This is a genomic window from Pseudomonas sp. NFX224, from assembly GCF_048565165.1.
Classification (GTDB): Bacteria; Pseudomonadota; Gammaproteobacteria; order Pseudomonadales; family Pseudomonadaceae; genus Aquipseudomonas.
In genome coordinates this window covers 2,421,206-2,435,985 of sequence record NZ_CP183416.1, presented here as the reverse complement: position 1 = coordinate 2,435,985, position 14,780 = coordinate 2,421,206, and the positions used below count along the sequence as shown (strand labels likewise).

At 60.3% G+C, this 14,780-nt stretch carries 15 protein-coding genes; 10 read left to right on the top strand and 5 right to left on the bottom strand.

The window, feature by feature from the left end:
• The first annotated feature begins 1 nt into the window (after position 1).
• On the top strand, positions 2–1,030 hold the full coding sequence (gene motB / locus ACNYC6_RS10935) for a flagellar motor protein MotB (protein ID WP_419712309.1): 1,029 nt from the start codon (positions 2–4) through the stop codon (positions 1,028–1,030).
• 49 nt (positions 1,031–1,079) lie between these two features.
• Here the strand turns inward: motB and ACNYC6_RS10930 are convergent, their stop codons facing one another.
• From ACNYC6_RS10930 to rsgA, 4 genes are all read right to left on the bottom strand, one after another.
• The gene (locus tag ACNYC6_RS10930; RefSeq protein ID WP_419712308.1) at positions 1,080–1,571 is read right to left on the bottom strand and encodes a toll/interleukin-1 receptor domain-containing protein; all 492 of its coding nucleotides are present in this window, start codon (positions 1,569–1,571) and stop codon (positions 1,080–1,082) included.
• Positions 1,571–2,530, bottom strand: coding sequence for a caspase family protein (locus ACNYC6_RS10925; protein WP_419712307.1), 960 nt, complete (start codon positions 2,528–2,530; stop codon positions 1,571–1,573). Before ACNYC6_RS10925 ends, ACNYC6_RS10930 begins: the two co-directional genes overlap by 1 nt.
• 2 nt (positions 2,531–2,532) lie before the next feature.
• The gene (locus ACNYC6_RS10920) at positions 2,533–2,940 is read right to left on the bottom strand and encodes a TIR domain-containing protein (RefSeq protein ID WP_419712306.1); all 408 of its coding nucleotides are present in this window, start codon (positions 2,938–2,940) and stop codon (positions 2,533–2,535) included.
• 211 nt (positions 2,941–3,151) lie between these two features.
• Positions 3,152–4,183, bottom strand: a complete 1,032-nt coding sequence (gene rsgA / locus ACNYC6_RS10915) for a small ribosomal subunit biogenesis GTPase RsgA (protein ID WP_419712305.1) — start codon at positions 4,181–4,183, stop codon at positions 3,152–3,154.
• Between the two features lie 107 nt (positions 4,184–4,290).
• Here rsgA and orn point away from each other — a divergent pair, with 107 nt between their 5' ends.
• Together orn and ACNYC6_RS10905 are read left to right on the top strand one after the other, a co-directional pair.
• Positions 4,291–4,833 carry an oligoribonuclease gene (orn, locus tag ACNYC6_RS10910; RefSeq protein WP_419712304.1) on the top strand — a complete coding sequence of 181 codons (543 nt, stop codon included), beginning with the start codon at positions 4,291–4,293 and terminating at the stop codon, positions 4,831–4,833.
• Between the two features lie 225 nt (positions 4,834–5,058).
• Positions 5,059–5,670, top strand: a complete 612-nt coding sequence (locus tag ACNYC6_RS10905) for a trimeric intracellular cation channel family protein (protein ID WP_053153668.1) — start codon at positions 5,059–5,061, stop codon at positions 5,668–5,670.
• Here ACNYC6_RS10905 and queG read toward each other — a convergent pair.
• A complete protein-coding gene (gene queG, locus ACNYC6_RS10900) occupies positions 5,652–6,731 on the bottom strand; it encodes a tRNA epoxyqueuosine(34) reductase QueG (protein ID WP_419712303.1) in 1,080 nt (359 codons plus the stop codon). The two genes, ACNYC6_RS10905 and queG, sit on opposite strands and share 19 nt — an antisense overlap.
• 63 nt (positions 6,732–6,794) lie before the next feature.
• On the opposite strand from queG, the gene ACNYC6_RS10895 reads away from it, so the two are divergent.
• From ACNYC6_RS10895 to hflX, 7 genes are all read left to right on the top strand, one after another.
• A complete protein-coding gene (locus ACNYC6_RS10895) occupies positions 6,795–8,294 on the top strand; it encodes an NAD(P)H-hydrate dehydratase (protein ID WP_419712302.1) in 1,500 nt (499 codons plus the stop codon).
• Entirely contained in the window at positions 8,282–8,752 is a 471-nt protein-coding gene (tsaE, locus tag ACNYC6_RS10890) for a tRNA (adenosine(37)-N6)-threonylcarbamoyltransferase complex ATPase subunit type 1 TsaE (protein ID WP_419712301.1), read from the top strand. Before ACNYC6_RS10895 ends, tsaE begins: the two co-directional genes overlap by 13 nt.
• Positions 8,753–10,183, top strand: coding sequence for an N-acetylmuramoyl-L-alanine amidase (locus ACNYC6_RS10885; RefSeq protein WP_419712300.1), 1,431 nt, complete (start codon positions 8,753–8,755; stop codon positions 10,181–10,183). It abuts the gene before it with no gap.
• Positions 10,180–12,090 (top strand): DNA mismatch repair endonuclease MutL, encoded by a 1,911-nt coding sequence (mutL, locus tag ACNYC6_RS10880; RefSeq protein WP_419712299.1) that lies wholly within the window; start codon positions 10,180–10,182, stop codon positions 12,088–12,090. The genes ACNYC6_RS10885 and mutL overlap by 4 nt, the downstream gene beginning before the upstream one ends.
• The gene (miaA, locus tag ACNYC6_RS10875; RefSeq protein ID WP_419712298.1) at positions 12,090–13,061 is read left to right on the top strand and encodes a tRNA (adenosine(37)-N6)-dimethylallyltransferase MiaA; all 972 of its coding nucleotides are present in this window, start codon (positions 12,090–12,092) and stop codon (positions 13,059–13,061) included. Before mutL ends, miaA begins: the two co-directional genes overlap by 1 nt.
• A 93-nt stretch (positions 13,062–13,154) precedes the next feature.
• On the top strand, positions 13,155–13,415 hold the full coding sequence (gene hfq / locus ACNYC6_RS10870) for an RNA chaperone Hfq (RefSeq protein ID WP_007902656.1): 261 nt from the start codon (positions 13,155–13,157) through the stop codon (positions 13,413–13,415).
• A gap of 12 nt (positions 13,416–13,427) precedes the next feature.
• A complete protein-coding gene (gene hflX, locus ACNYC6_RS10865) occupies positions 13,428–14,729 on the top strand; it encodes a ribosome rescue GTPase HflX (RefSeq protein WP_419712297.1) in 1,302 nt (433 codons plus the stop codon).
• Positions 14,730–14,780 lie beyond the last annotated feature (51 nt).

The following is a 14,780-nucleotide window of genomic DNA, read 5'->3' as shown; positions in this document are numbered from 1 at the left end:
TATGGAAAACAATCAGCCGATAATCATCAAGCGCGTCAAGCGCATCGCCGGCGGGCATCACGGGGGCGCCTGGAAAATCGCCTTCGCCGACTTCGCCACGGCGATGATGGCGTTCTTCCTGGTGTTGTGGCTGCTGTCCACGGCAACGCCGGAACAGAAGATCGCCATCGCCGGCTACTTCAAGGACCCGATCGGCTTTTCCGAAAGCGGTACGCCTTACATCATCGACCTGGGTGGTACACCGACCCTGGCGCCGGAAAATACCCTCAATCCCGAGGTGAAGTCCCAGCCGCAACCGGACAAGGTCACCGTCGACGCCGAGCAGGTCGAAGGCATGGCCGAGATGGTCGAGAAGGAGCGCCTCGAACTGTTGCTGCAAGAACTGCAGAACAAGGTCGAAGAAAACCCGCAACTGCAGAAATTCAAAGACCAGATCATGTTCGAGATCACCCCGGACGGCTTGCGCATCCAGATCGTGGATGCCGAAAACCGACCGATGTTCGACTCGGGCAGTGCGCGTCTGAAACCGTATTTCGAAGACATCCTGCTGGCCATGGCCGACACCATCAAAGCGGTGCCGAACAAAATCAGCATCAGCGGCCACACCGATGCCAAGCCGTACATCGGCCAGGGCGACTTCGGTAACTGGGAGTTGTCCGCCAACCGTGCAAACGCCGCACGTCGTGCGCTGGTGGCGGGCAGCTACCCTGACGGTCAGGTGGCGCGCGTGGTCGGTTATGCCTCGTCGGCGCTGTTCGATCGCGAGCATCCGTTCAACCCGGTCAACCGTCGTATCGACATCGTAGTGCTGACCAAAAAGGCTCAACGCGCCATCGAAGGTTCGCAAGGGGCGGAGGCTGCTCCTGATGCGCCGCAGGGTTCGGCTGCTCCGGGCGCCGCACCGGCTGCACCGGTCGACCCGAACGCGTTGCCGGCGGACAAGGAACCGCTGCCGGCTCACGAGCTTCGTGAGCGGTTGAACCTGTTCGACGATCCGGCGCCAAAAACGGGTGAGCCTCCGAAGCAGTGATCCACAAAAAAGCCGACAGCAATGTCGGCTTTTTTGTGGACGCTGTCTTTTAGAATCCGCGAATGATTCGAGACTTGAGATCCGTATGGAACCGATCGGCATTCGTCCTGTTAACGCTGCGCACAGACTCACTGCCATTCACCGACTCCAGCGACATCGAGCGCTTGACCGTCGATTCATTGCGATACGCATCAATAAAGAACTCGATGTCCCGATCACAGCTCAGCTTCGGCCATTTGTCCAGGTACAGCGGCAGTTCAGTCGGGCCGGTCTTGAACGAGCAGATGCGGCGGTTGGTGATGGTTGCCTCGCCGATTTCGAACGGGACCCACCAGGACAGCGCGGTTTTCTCCGAGACCACGGCCAGCAAGTGCGTGCATTCGCTGATGTTGCGGGTGATGACCCCCGTGATGTCGTCGGTGGTCTGGGATTCGGCGTCCAGTACATCGAGGTAGGTCTTGATGTTCGCCTGCATCAGGCGCGTGTTGATGTTGATCGCGTGGGCACGATCCATGTGGCGGTAGCTGATAAACACTGGCATCAGAAATGTCCCTTGGTCGCGAGTTCGCGGTAATAGGCGCCGAGCGCGGTGAGGCGGCAACCGGTGGAATGAATGGCGGCGTAATACATGTGCTCGGCATCCACTGGTTCGATCAGGCTGTGGCGATTGCACTTTTGCAGTTGGGCGAAGACATCGCCGTGTTCCGGGTTGAATTCAGGCTCAGTGGGCTCAAAGCTGGGGGCGAGGGGGTACACCGATTCCGCTTCGGTAAACCATTCGGGCAGCTTGCGCAGGATTTCCTTGGGGATCAGCGGCGACACTTCGCGCAGGGAGATGAACTGCGATACGTTGGTCTTGAATACCGGCCGCTGCTCCCAGGCATCGAGCGCGTTATCAACAAACGAATAAAGGCTGCCGGGGGTGATTTTGCCGAGGATGTTCGCGGCGCCACCGTGCAGCGCCTGGAGCAGTAATCCGGTGAACACGCCGTGCTGCACGCCTTCCATGGCCGGCTCTTCTTTTTTGCATGCCGTGAGAATGGTCATGCCTTCGCCGACCACGCTGCCTTCGCTACGCAAGGCGCGGAGTTCGCCGGCCGAGCCGCTCTGGCAACAGTCGAGAATGATCACTTTGTTTTTGATCTTCGTGGCTTTGCTTGCCCAGTTGAGAATGTCGCTAAGGCGAATCCCGTCCTTGGCGCTCTTGTAATCCTGCGGGATCAACATGCCTTCGTCGGTATCGGTATCGAAGCTGCCATGGCCGGCGAAGTACAGCAACGCGACATTGCAATCACCGGAAAACAGCTCGCGGATCTGGTCTTCGAGCTTTTCCCGGCCCAGGTAGTCTTCGGCGGAGGTCAGTACGATGTTCTTGAAGTTCGGATCGCCATTGGCGTCGGTCTTCAATACAGACGCCATGGCCATGGCGTCATTGCAGCAACCGTTCAAATGCGAAACATGGGTGTAGTCGTTGATGCCGATAAACAGTCCCTTGCGCATGATCAGGCCACCGTATGCAGGCGGATGGCTTTGACGATGCTACCGGTGTTCCACGCGCACTCGGCGTGAGCCGCATTGCGCACGACCGTGGAAATACGCTCGGCGCCGAACGGTTTGATGGCGATGATAACCTTGCCCATGCGTTTGGCGATCTCGATTTCCTTGTTGATCCACTTGCTGTAGGTGGAATACATGCCGGCCATGATGAGCACGGCGGAGCAGGGGCGGATCTTGTTTTCGATGGCTTCTTCGAGTTGTTTGTCGGTGCGGGCGCCGAGGATCGGGTTGTGCGGTGGCACGGAGAAATTCTTGAAGCTGAAGCCGGGCTGCGCGTTGAGCAAGCGCACGAGATTGTCGTGGGCGTGGGGGTAGTTCCACGAGTGGCTGATGAACAAATGGTAGGTTTGCAAAGGTTGTCCCTCGGTGTCGCAGGAGTGCGAAGAGGGTTTGAACTTAGGCCAATGGCTGGCGGCTACAAGGGGATGGAAGTTAAAGAGAAATGCCCTACAAGTACGCGTGCAGGCGCCTTACAGAAAAGTCTGATGTTTAGCGGGCAGGGGAATTAAACAGTTGAACCGGCCATCCACCGCCCCGGTTGTTCGGAGCGGTGGGCGGGCCTGTTTAGTAGCCGTTTTCCGGCAAACTGGCGATGATCGAGCGGTAGCTGTTCATCCGTTGCTGTTGCACGCGGCCATCTTCCAAGGCCTTGAGCAGTGCGCAACCAGGTTCGCGGTCGTGCTTGCAGTCGCGGAAGCGACACGTGCCGAGCAATTCGTTGAACTCGATGAAGCCGGCCTCGACGTCGGCACGGCTGACGTGGCCCAGGCCGAACTCGCGGATGCCCGGGGAGTCGATCAGCTCACCGCCACCGGGGAAGTGGAACAGTCGCGCGGTAGTGGTGGTGTGAGTGCCCTGGCCGGACAGTTCGGACAGCGGGCCGACACGGGTTTCGACTTCCGGCAACAAGCTGTTGACCAACGACGACTTGCCGACGCCGGACTGACCGACGAACACACTGATGCGCCCGTCCAGTTGCTTCTGCAGTTGCTCCATGCCGTTGCCGTGGTGAGCCGACACTTCGAGCACCGGGTAGCCGAGCGTGCGGTAAACCGCCAGCAGGGCATTCAGCGCCGGGGCGTTGTTCTCGTCGATCAGGTCGAATTTGTTCAGCAGCAGCAGCGGCTTGATGCCAGCGTGTTCGGCGGCTACGAGGTAGCGGTCGATCAGGTTGGCATGGGGCTCGGGCAGCGGCGCAAACACAATGACGATCATGTCGACGTTGGCCGCAACGGGCTTGAGCTGGCCACGGCTGTCCGGGCGGCACAGTTCGGTGTTGCGCGGCAGTTGCGCCACGATCACGCCGATACCCTGGTTGCCGGCACGCCAGACGACTTGATCGCCGGTCACCAACGCCGGCAGGTTGGCACGCAGGTGGCAACGGAACACCTGGCCGGCCAATTCGCCATCGCGGGCCTCGACTTCGACTTGCACGCCGAAGTGCGCGATCACCAGGCCGTGCTGTTCCGGGCCCAGGTCGCCACCTTCGAGTGCCTCGACAGCCGAGGACTCGCGTTTGGCGGCGCGGGCAGCGCGTTCGCCCTGAATCTTTTCGATGCGCCAGTTTTGACGACGATTGAGTTGGCGTTTGGCCATGGGTGTTCCGTATCAAGAATGCAGCGATTAGGTAAAACGGCCGCGAGTTTAGCACGCCCGGCCACCGGCCTAGGCTAAACTGCGCAGCATTGCCTAGGAGCCGACACATGCAAAATTCGCAGAACCTGATCTGGATCGACCTGGAAATGACCGGTCTGGATCCGGAAAACGACGTCATTATCGAAATGGCCACCATCGTCACCGACAGTGACCTGAATACCCTGGCCGAAGGTCCGGTGATCGCCATTCACCACAGCGACGAAGTCCTCGCCCGCATGGACGAGTGGAACACCCGCACCCACGGCAATTCCGGTCTGACCCAGCGTGTGCGCGACAGCCGCATCAGCATGGCCGAAGGGGAGGCCGAAACCATCGCCTTCCTGGAGAAGTGGGTGCCGAAGGGCAAGTCGCCGATCTGTGGCAACAGCATCTGCCAGGATCGTCGCTTCCTTTATACGCACATGAAATCCCTGGAAAGCTATTTCCACTACCGCAACCTCGACGTCTCCACGCTCAAAGAACTGGCCGCACGCTGGGCGCCGGATGTGCGCGACAGCTTCAAAAAGGGCAGCACCCACCTGGCGCTGGACGACATCCGCGAATCGATCGCCGAGCTGCAGCACTACCGCAAGCATTTCATCAAGTTCTGATGACGACTTTTGTGGCGAGGGAGCTTGCTCCCGTTGGGGCGCGTAGCGGCCCTGAAATCAGGCGATGAGGCGTACCGGGTCATCCGGGTTTGTTGGAATTGCGACGGCTTCGCCGCGGAGCGGGAGCAAGCGCCCTCGCCACAGGTTCTCCGGGCTTTCCCTTGCCCTCTTTTGGTGCCTCGGCGAAGTGAGTAGACTGCGCGCCTTTTTGCAAGGACCGCCACCATGTTGCTGATGCTCTACCTGATCGCCATCACCGCCGAAGCCATGACCGGCGCCCTGTCTGCGGGGCGTCGTGGCATGGACTGGTTTGGCGTGGTGCTGATTGCTTGCGTCACGGCATTGGGCGGCGGTTCGGTACGCGACGTGCTACTGGGCCACTACCCGCTGACTTGGGTCAAACACCCGGAATATCTGGTCTTGACCTCTATTGCGGCAATGTTCACCGTGTTCACCGCACGCTGGATGCGTCATTTGCGTTCGTTGTTTCTGGTGCTCGACGCCGTGGGTCTGGTGGCATTCACGCTGATCGGCTGCATGACCGCCCTGGAAATGGGTCATGGCATGTTGGTCGCGTCGGTCAGCGGTGTGATCACCGGGGTTTTCGGCGGCATCCTGCGGGATATCTTCTGCAACGATATTCCTCTGATCTTCCGTCGAGAGCTGTACGCCAGCGTCTCGTTCGCGGCGGCGTGGTGCTACATGCTTTGTCTGTATCTGAATTTGCCGGGAGAGCAGGCGATTCTGATCACCTTGTTCGGCGGTTTCCTGCTGCGATTACTGGCGATCCGTTTCCACTGGGAAATGCCTAAATTCGTTTACAACGACGAAGCCTGACGTTCGGCATGTTGTTTCAGCGCCCATTCGACGTGTTCCCGCACCAGTTCCGACGGATGCTCCCGTCGCGCTTTCAGCGCTTCCAGCACTGGAATCGTTGAAGGCGCATTGCCCAAGCCCACCGCCAGATTACGCAACCAGTTTTCATAACCCGTCCGGCGCAGCGGCGAACCTTCGGTGCTGCTCAGGAATTTGTCCTCGTCCCACATGAACAGATCCGCCAGCCCGGCGTTGTCCAGATTGTGGCGCGGCGTGAAATCGCCTTCGCCGGACGGGCGGGCGAAGCGGTTCCACGGGCAGACGATCTGGCAGTCATCGCAACCGAACACCCGGTTGCCGATGAGTGGGCGCAGGTCTTCGGGGATGGCGCCTTTGAGTTCGATGGTCAGGTAGGAAATGCAGCGTCGGGCGTCCAGTACATAGGGGCCGACGAAGGCGTTGGTCGGGCAGATGTCGAGGCAGGCGCTGCAACGACCGCAGTGTTCGGTGGCGTGGGGCGGGTCCACTGGCAGCGGTAAATCGACGAACAGTTCGGCGAGGAAGAAATAACTGCCGGCCTTGCGATTCAAGACCAGCGTATTTTTGCCGATCCATCCAAGGCCGGCTTGTTCGGCGATGGCTTTTTCCAGCACCGGCGCACTGTCGACGAAGGCGCGAAAGCCGAATGGGCCGATCTCGGCCTGAATTTTATCTGCCAGTTGTTGCACGCGTTTGCGGATCAATTTGTGGTAATCGCGGCCCAAGGCATAACGCGAGACGTAGGCTTTTTCCGGTTGGGCGAGGACTTTCGCCATTTGCGTGTCGCCGGACAGGTAGTCCATTCGCAGCGAAACTACGCGCAACGTACCCGGCACCAGTTCATCCGGATGCGAACGTTTGCTGCCGTGGGCGCCCATGTAGTCCATTTCGCCGTGGTAGCCGGCGTCGAGCCAGCGCTGCAAATGCTGCTCGTGCTCGCCCAGGTCGAGACCGCTGATGCCGACTTGCTGGAAGCCCAGCTCGCGGCCCCAGTCCTTGATGGATTGGGCGAGGGCGGGCAGGTCTGTGGTAATAGCGGGCATGAGGCGAGAGAAACCGGAGCTGAGGTGCGTATAATTCTGCCAGACATCGGAGCCTGAAGACGCATGCCGCACACTAAAGATGAATTACCCGACGCGCTGTACAGCGCTGCGCAGGTCCGAGGGCTCGATGCGAGCCTGATCGCGGCCGGCACACCGGGCTTCGAATTGATGCAGCGCGCGGCGCGGGTGACCTGGCGCACGCTGGTTCGCCAGTGGCCGGCGGCGAACGAATTGACGGTTGTCGCCGGTCACGGTAATAACGCCGGCGATGGTTATCTGGTGGCCGTGCTGGCCCAACGTGCCGGGTGGGCGGTGCGGGTGCTGGCGGCAGGTGATCCGCAGCAGCTGCGCGGTGATGCGGCATCGGCACATGCCGAGGCAGTATCGGAAAAAGTCTCCGTCGAGTCCTGGGCAGAAAACACCCAATTGCGCGGCATCGTGCTGGACGCTTTGCTCGGGACCGGCCTGACGGGCGAGGTGCGCGAGCCCTACGCCAGTGTTATCGCGGCGATCAATGCCAGCGACTTGCCCGTTGCGGCGGTGGATATCCCTTCCGGACTGTGTGCCGATACCGGTCGTCTCCTTGGCTGCGCCGTGCGAGCCGATCTGACCGTGACGTTCATCGGTTTGAAACTGGGGTTGTTCACCGGCGATGCGGCGGATGTGGTGGGTGTCCTGGTGTTTAATGATTTGCACGCCGAGCCGCAGCTGATTGAGACTGCGCCAATGACCGCGCGCCGTTTGGCTGCCGGCAACCTCCCGCTTCTGGCTTCACGCGCACCGGCTTCCCACAAAGGCAGGTTCGGCCATGTGCTGTTGATCGGTGGCGATCGCGGCTTCGGTGGCGCGATCCTGTTGAGTGCGCAAAGTGCACTGCGCAGCGGTGCCGGCATGGTGTCGGTGGCGACCCGCAGCGAACACGTGCCCGCCGCGCTGGCGCGGATTCCCGAGGCGATGGTGCTGGGCACTTCATCGGCCAATCAGTTGATGGGTTTGCTTCAAAAAGTTTCCGTGCTGGTTGTCGGCCCGGGACTTGGGCAGGCTGGCTGGGGGCGCAGTCTGCTATCGGCCGCCGCCAATGCGCCGCTGCCGCAGGTCTGGGATGCCGATGCGCTGAACATGCTGGCCGAGGAACATGTGAGATTGCCCAAGGATTGCGTGATCACGCCGCATCCGGGCGAAGCAGCACGCTTGTTGGGGATCAGCACTGCCGAGGTGCAGGCGGATCGTCCGGCGGCGGCCCATGCATTGAGCAAAAAATATACAGCCGTAGTTGTGCTTAAAGGCGCAGGCAGCTTAATTGCCTGTCCCGACGGGCGGTTGGCCGTGTGTCATCAGGGCCATCCGGCGATGGCGGCGGCGGGTTTGGGGGATGTGCTGGCCGGTCTGGTCGGCGCATTGCTGGCTCAAGGCATGGCGGCGTTCGACGCGGCCTGCCTGGCGGTCTGGCTGCACGCCAATGCCGGTGAGCAACAAGGGAAGTTCGGCCGTGGGTTGGCGGCCAGTGATCTGATACCAGCCATTCGTCAGTTGTTGGAGGAGCAAGCACCGTGTCTGAAGTAACCCTGTACCTGGCTGATGAGCAGGCCATGAGCGACTTTGGCGCACGCATCGCCCGCATCACCCAAGGTCATGGATTGATTTTCCTTGAGGGCAACCTCGGGATGGGTAAAACCACGCTGTCGCGGGGCATCATCCGTGGTCTTGGCCATGTCGGGGCGGTGAAAAGTCCCACCTTCACGTTAGTTGAGCCCTACGAGATCGGCGACATTCGCGCCTTCCACTTCGACCTGTATCGACTGGTCGACCCGGAAGAGCTGGAATTCCTCGGCATCCGCGACTACTTCGAAGACGATGCGTTGTGCCTGATCGAGTGGCCCGATAAAGGTGCAGGCTTTTTGCCAAAGCCTGACCTGACCATTACCATTAGCCGGCAAGACAGCGGACGTTCGCTGAAAATTTTATCCCAGGGCTCGCGTGGCGAGGCCTGGTGTGCCGCTTTGGCATTGGAATCCAAATAAATGATGGGGTTAGGTATGCGCTTTCGCGCGTTGGTTGCTGCCGTTGGGGTGTTGTTTTTGGCGGTGACCGTCGACGCTGTGGCCGACTCGAAGGTCAACAGTGTTCGCCTGTGGCGGGCGCCGGACAACACGCGGCTGGTGTTTGACCTGACCGGCCCGGTGCAGCACAGCGTCTTTACCCTGACGGCCCCGGATCGCCTGGTTATCGACATCAATGGCGCGACCCTGGGAGCGCCGTTGAACGTCAACACCTCCAATACGCCGATCACGGCCATGCGCTCGGCCCAACGTACGCCGACCGACCTGCGCGTGGTCATCGACCTGAAAAAGGCCGTCACGCCGAAAAGCTTCTCTCTGGCGCCTAACGCCCAGTACGGCAACCGACTGGTGGTCGACTTGTTCGATAACCCGGCCGACGCCGCGCCGCCGCCAGCCCCGACGCCTTCGGTGGCCACGGTGCCTGCCGTGCCGGTCACGCCAACGGAGCCAGCAATTAAGTTGCCGCCAGCCCCAGCCGGCAAACGCGACATCATTGTGGTGATCGATGCCGGTCACGGCGGTGAAGACCCGGGCGCTTCCGGCTCACGCGGTCAGCGCGAGAAAGACGTGGTGCTGCAGATTGCCCGCGAAACGCAACGTCAGGTCAACGGCATGAAAGGCTTTCGCGCGGAATTGACCCGTACCGGCGACTACTTCATCCCGCTGCGCGGCCGTACGGAAATCGCCCGCAAGAAGGGCGCCGACCTGTTCGTCTCGATCCACGCCGATGCCGCGCCTTCTGCCGCGGCTTTTGGTGCCTCGGTGTTCGCCCTGTCTGATCGCGGCGCAACGTCGGAGACCGCCCGTTGGCTGGCCGACAGCGAAAACCGTTCCGACTTGATCGGTGGTGCCGGTAACGTCAGCCTCGATGACAAGGACCGCATGCTTGCCGGTGTACTGCTCGATCTGTCGATGACCGCGTCCCTGACCTCCAGCCTGAACGTCGGGCAGAAAGTCTTGAGCAACATTGGTCGGGTCACCCCGTTGCATAAACAGCGCGTCGAACAGGCCGGGTTCATGGTGCTGAAGTCACCGGACATCCCGTCGATCCTCGTGGAAACCGGGTTCATCTCCAACGCCAACGAGGCGTCGAAGCTCGCTGCATCGAGCCACCAGCAAGCGTTGGCGCGTTCGATCAGCAGCGGCGTGCGCCAGTTCTTCCAGCAGAACCCGCCACCGGGCACTTACATTGCCTGGCTGCGTGACTCCGGGAAAATCGCCCAAGGGCCGCGTGATCACCGGGTAAGCCCGGGCGAGACGCTGGCGATGATCGCCGTGCGTTATCAGATCTCGCCGGCTGCCCTGCGCAGCGCCAACAAGCTGTCGAGTGATGAACTCAAGGTGGGTCAGCACCTGACCATCCCAGGCACCGAACTGGCGGCCAAAGAATGAATCAGGTCGTGAACAACAGCGCTCGCATCGAGCTGCTCAGCCCACGCCTGGCGAACCAGATTGCTGCCGGTGAGGTGGTTGAGCGCCCGGCGTCGGTGATCAAGGAGTTGCTGGAAAACAGCCTCGACTCTGGCGCCAAGCGCATCGACGTCGATGTGGAGTTGGGTGGCGTCAAGTTGCTGCGGGTGCGCGACGATGGCAGCGGCATTTCTGCCGATGACCTGCCGCTGGCCCTGGCGCGACACGCCACCAGCAAGATCCGCAATCTGGAAGACCTCGAACAGGTCATGAGCCTGGGGTTTCGCGGTGAGGCGCTGGCTTCGATCAGCTCCGTGGCGCGTCTGACCCTGACCTCCCGCACTCGCGATGCCGATCAGGCCTGGCAGGTGGAAACCGAAGGCCGCGACATGGCGCCCCGCGTGCAGCCAGCGGCGCATCCGGTGGGCACATCGGTTGAAGTGCGTGACCTGTTTTTCAACACCCCGGCGCGGCGCAAGTTTCTCAAGACTGAAAAGACCGAATTCGATCATCTGCAAGAAGTGATCAAGCGTCTGGCGTTGGCACGCTTCGACGTGGCGTTCCACTTGCGTCATAACGGCAAGACCATCCTCAGTCTGCACGAGGCCCATGACGATGCGGCCCGTGCCCGGCGTGTGGCGGCAATCTGTGGTCCGGGTTTCCTGGAGCAGGCGCTGCCGATCGAAATCGAGCGCAATGGCCTGCATCTGTGGGGCTGGGTCGGTTTGCCGACGTTCAACCGCAGCCAGGCGGACTTGCAGTATTTCTTCGTCAACGGCCGAGCCGTGCGCGACAAACTGGTGGCTCACGCGGTGCGCCAGGCGTATCGCGATGTGCTGTTCAACGGTCGACATCCGACGTTTGTGCTGTTTTTCGAGGTCGATCCGACCGGCGTCGACGTCAACGTGCACCCGACCAAGCACGAAGTGCGCTTCCGTGAAGGGCGCATGGTCCACGATTTCCTTTATGGCACCTTGCACCGCGCCTTGGGCGATGTGCGGCCGGACGATCACCTGGCGGCACCGGTGGCGACGGCTATCGTTCGCCCTACAGGCCTCGATGCGGGTGAGTTCGGCCCTCAGGGCGAAATGCGTCTGGCGGCCAATGCACTGCTGGAGCAGCCTCAGGCTCAGCCTTCGTTCAATACGCCTGCAGGTACAGGTGCTGGCGCGGGTTATCAGTATCAATACACGCCGCGCCCGCAATCGACCGTCCCTGCCGCTGAGGCGCAGGCAGCCTATCGCGAGTTTTTCGCACCGTTGCCCGAAGCCAATGCGGTCGCTCTGCCGGCCGGCCAGGATGATATTCCGCCGTTGGGTTACGCGTTGGCACAACTTAAAGGCATCTACATTCTTTCGGAAAACGCCCAAGGCCTGGTGCTGGTGGACATGCATGCCGCTCACGAGCGGATCATGTACGAGCGTCTGAAAATCGCCATGGCCAGCGAAGGCCTGAGTGGTCAGCCGCTGTTGGTGCCGGAATCCCTGGCCGTCAGTCAGCGTGAAGCCGATTGCGCCGAAGAGCATGTCGCCTGGTTCCAGCGTCTGGGCTTTGAATTACAGCGTCTTGGCCCGGAAACCCTGGCCATCCGGCAGATTCCGGCACTGCTCAAGCAGGCCGAAGCCAACCGCTTGGTCGCCGACGTGCTGGCTGACCTGATGGAGTACGGCACCAGCGATCGCATTCAGGCGCACATCAACGAATTGCTCGGGACCATGGCCTGCCACGGCGCGGTCCGTGCGAACCGGCGTCTGGCCATCCCGGAAATGAACGGTCTGCTGCGTGACATGGAAAACACCGAACGCAGCGGTCAATGCAACCATGGCCGACCGACCTGGACCCAACTGGGTCTGGACGATCTGGACAAACTGTTCTTGCGCGGTCGTTGATGAGCCAGCTCCCTCCTGCGATTTTCCTGATGGGTCCGACCGCCGCCGGCAAGACCGACCTGGCCATCGAACTCACTAAGGTCCTGCCTTGCGAACTGATCAGCGTCGATTCGGCGCTGGTCTACCGTGGCATGGACATTGGCACCGCCAAGCCTTCCAAAGAACTGCTGGCGCAATATCCGCACCGGTTGATCGACATTCTTGACCCGGCCGAGAGCTATTCGGCCGCGGATTTTCGTCGAGACGCCCTCGAAGCCATGGCCGACATCACCGCACGCGGAAAAATTCCGCTGTTGGTAGGCGGCACGATGCTCTACTACAAGGCTTTGCTCGAAGGCCTGGCAGAAATGCCGGCGGCCGATCCCGAGGTCCGTGCGCAAATCGAAGAAGAGGCTGCACGCCTTGGCTGGCAAGCCCTGCACGACCAATTGGCAGTGATCGACCCGGTGTCAGCGGCGCGGATTCATCCGAACGATCCGCAGCGTCTGAGTCGAGCGCTGGAAGTTTATCGCGTCAGCGGTCAGAGCATGACTGCACTTCGCTTGCAACAATCTGCGCAAAGTACTGAAGCAGCCGCTTCGGGACGGCAACAATTGCCCTATACTGTCGCGAACTTGGCCATTGCTCCGGCAAATCGTCAGGTACTGCACGAGCGAATTAAACAAAGATTCACTTTAATGTTGGAACAGGGATTCATTGACGAGGTCGTAGCCCTGCGTAAGAGAAGTGACCTGCATGCCGGGTTGCCGTCTATACGTGCAGTAGGCTACCGCCAAGTCTGGGACTACCTGGATGGCAAGCTGACGTCAGCCGAGATGCAGGAGCGTGGAATCATTGCCACGCGCCAGTTGGCGAAACGCCAGTTCACATGGCTGCGCAGTTGGGCTGATTTACACTGGCTGGACAGCCTGGATTGCGACAATCTGCCGCGCGCCTTGAAATACCTTGGGACCATCTCCATATTGAGCTGAGTCCTTGCAATTGCCGTCTATCCTTGGGGGTGTGACGGCTAAAGCCATCTGATTACCTATTTTTTATATTGAATCCTTAAAGGAGTGCGGCACATGTCAAAAGGGCATTCGCTACAAGACCCTTACTTGAATACTTTACGTAAAGAGAAAGTTGGGGTGTCCATCTACCTGGTCAACGGTATCAAGCTGCAAGGCACGATCGAGTCTTTCGACCAGTTCGTTATCCTGCTGAAAAACACCGTCAGCCAAATGGTTTACAAACACGCTATCTCTACAGTGGTACCGGTTCGTCCAATTCGTCTGCCTAGCGCAACCGAATCCGAAGCAGGTGACGCTGAGCCAGGTAACGCCTGATAGGAGTCTCCTTTGTTCTTTGAGCGCCACGGTGGTGGTGAGCGAGTCATCCTCGTTCACTTGGATGGACAGGACCCTGAGGCGCGCGAAGATCCGCAGGAGTTTCAGGAATTGGCTAATTCGGCGGGTGCCGAGACCGTTGCGTTTTTTAACGTGCCGCGTCATCGGCCGACCGCCAAGACCCTGATTGGCAGTGGCAAGGTCGAGGAGCTGCGCGACCTGGTCAAAGCCGAGCACGCCGATCTGGTGATTTTCAATCACATCCTCACACCCAGTCAGGAACGTAACCTCGAACGTGTTTTCGAGTGTCGCGTGATCGACCGTACCGGTCTGATTCTCGATATTTTCGCCCAACGCGCCCGTACCCATGAAGGCAAGCTCCAGGTCGAACTGGCCCAGCTTGACCACATGAGCACCCGGCTAGTTCGTGGCTGGACTCACCTTGAACGCCAGGGTGGCGGTATCGGTATGCGTGGTCCGGGTGAAACCCAGCTGGAAACCGACCGCCGTTTGCTGCGGGTTCGCCTGCGGCAGATCAAGGGACGACTGGAGAAGGTGCGCAGCCAGCGCGAACAGTCGCGCCGTGGCCGATCGCGTGCGGATATTCCTACCGTGTCTTTGGTGGGGTACACCAACGCCGGTAAATCCACGCTCTTCAACAACGTGACGAAATCCGACGTCTACGCCGCTGACCAGTTGTTCGCCACGCTGGACCCGACCCTGCGTCGTCTGGATATAGACGATCTGGGGCCGATTGTCCTGGCGGACACGGTGGGTTTCATTCGCCACTTGCCGCACAAGCTGGTCGAAGCATTTCGGTCTACCCTCGAAGAGTCGAGCAACTCCGATCTGTTGTTGCACGTGATCGATGCGGCCGAACCGGATCGCATGTTGCAGATCGAGCAGGTCATGGTGGTGCTGGGCGAGATTGGTGCTCAGGACTTGCCGATCCTCGAGGTCTATAACAAACTCGATTTGCTTGAAGGCGTTGAGCCACAAATCCAGCGCGACGAACACGGCAAGCCCCAACGGGTCTGGCTGTCGGCGCGTGATGGCAGTGGCCTGGAATTGCTTGAGCAAGCCATTGCCGAGTTACTGGGCAGTGATTTGTTTGTCGGTACCCTGCGCTTGCCGCAACGATTCGCTCGACTGCGTGCGCAGTTCTTCGAACTCGGTGCGGTGCAGAAAGAAGAGCACGACGAAGAAGGCATCAGTTTGCTGGCCGTTCGTTTGCCCCGGGTCGAGTTGAATCGACTGGTAAGCCGCGAGGGATTGCAGCCGATGGAATTCATCGAGCAACACACTTTGCAATAAAAGCCTGGGAAAGCGGTTGTGCCGTGGTGACAGGCATTCTGTAGCATTGGT

Excerpts from the sequence above, each read along its gene's own strand:
- motB (WP_419712309.1), top strand. The coding sequence starts at position 2 with ATGGAAAACAATCAGCCGATAATCATCAAGCGCGTCAAGCGCATCGCC.
- ACNYC6_RS10930 (WP_419712308.1), bottom strand. The coding sequence starts at position 1,571 with ATGCCAGTGTTTATCAGCTACCGCCACATGGATCGTGCCCACGCGATC.
- ACNYC6_RS10925 (WP_419712307.1), bottom strand. The coding sequence starts at position 2,530 with ATGCGCAAGGGACTGTTTATCGGCATCAACGACTACACCCATGTTTCG.
- rsgA (WP_419712305.1), bottom strand. The coding sequence starts at position 4,183 with ATGGCCAAACGCCAACTCAATCGTCGTCAAAACTGGCGCATCGAAAAG.
- orn (WP_419712304.1), top strand. The coding sequence starts at position 4,291 with ATGCAAAATTCGCAGAACCTGATCTGGATCGACCTGGAAATGACCGGT.
- ACNYC6_RS10905 (WP_053153668.1), top strand. The coding sequence starts at position 5,059 with ATGTTGCTGATGCTCTACCTGATCGCCATCACCGCCGAAGCCATGACC.
- queG (WP_419712303.1), bottom strand. The coding sequence starts at position 6,731 with ATGCCCGCTATTACCACAGACCTGCCCGCCCTCGCCCAATCCATCAAG.
- ACNYC6_RS10895 (WP_419712302.1), top strand. The coding sequence starts at position 6,795 with ATGCCGCACACTAAAGATGAATTACCCGACGCGCTGTACAGCGCTGCG.
- ACNYC6_RS10885 (WP_419712300.1), top strand. The coding sequence starts at position 8,753 with ATGATGGGGTTAGGTATGCGCTTTCGCGCGTTGGTTGCTGCCGTTGGG.
- mutL (WP_419712299.1), top strand. The coding sequence starts at position 10,180 with ATGAATCAGGTCGTGAACAACAGCGCTCGCATCGAGCTGCTCAGCCCA.
- miaA (WP_419712298.1), top strand. The coding sequence starts at position 12,090 with ATGAGCCAGCTCCCTCCTGCGATTTTCCTGATGGGTCCGACCGCCGCC.
- hfq (WP_007902656.1), top strand. The coding sequence starts at position 13,155 with ATGTCAAAAGGGCATTCGCTACAAGACCCTTACTTGAATACTTTACGT.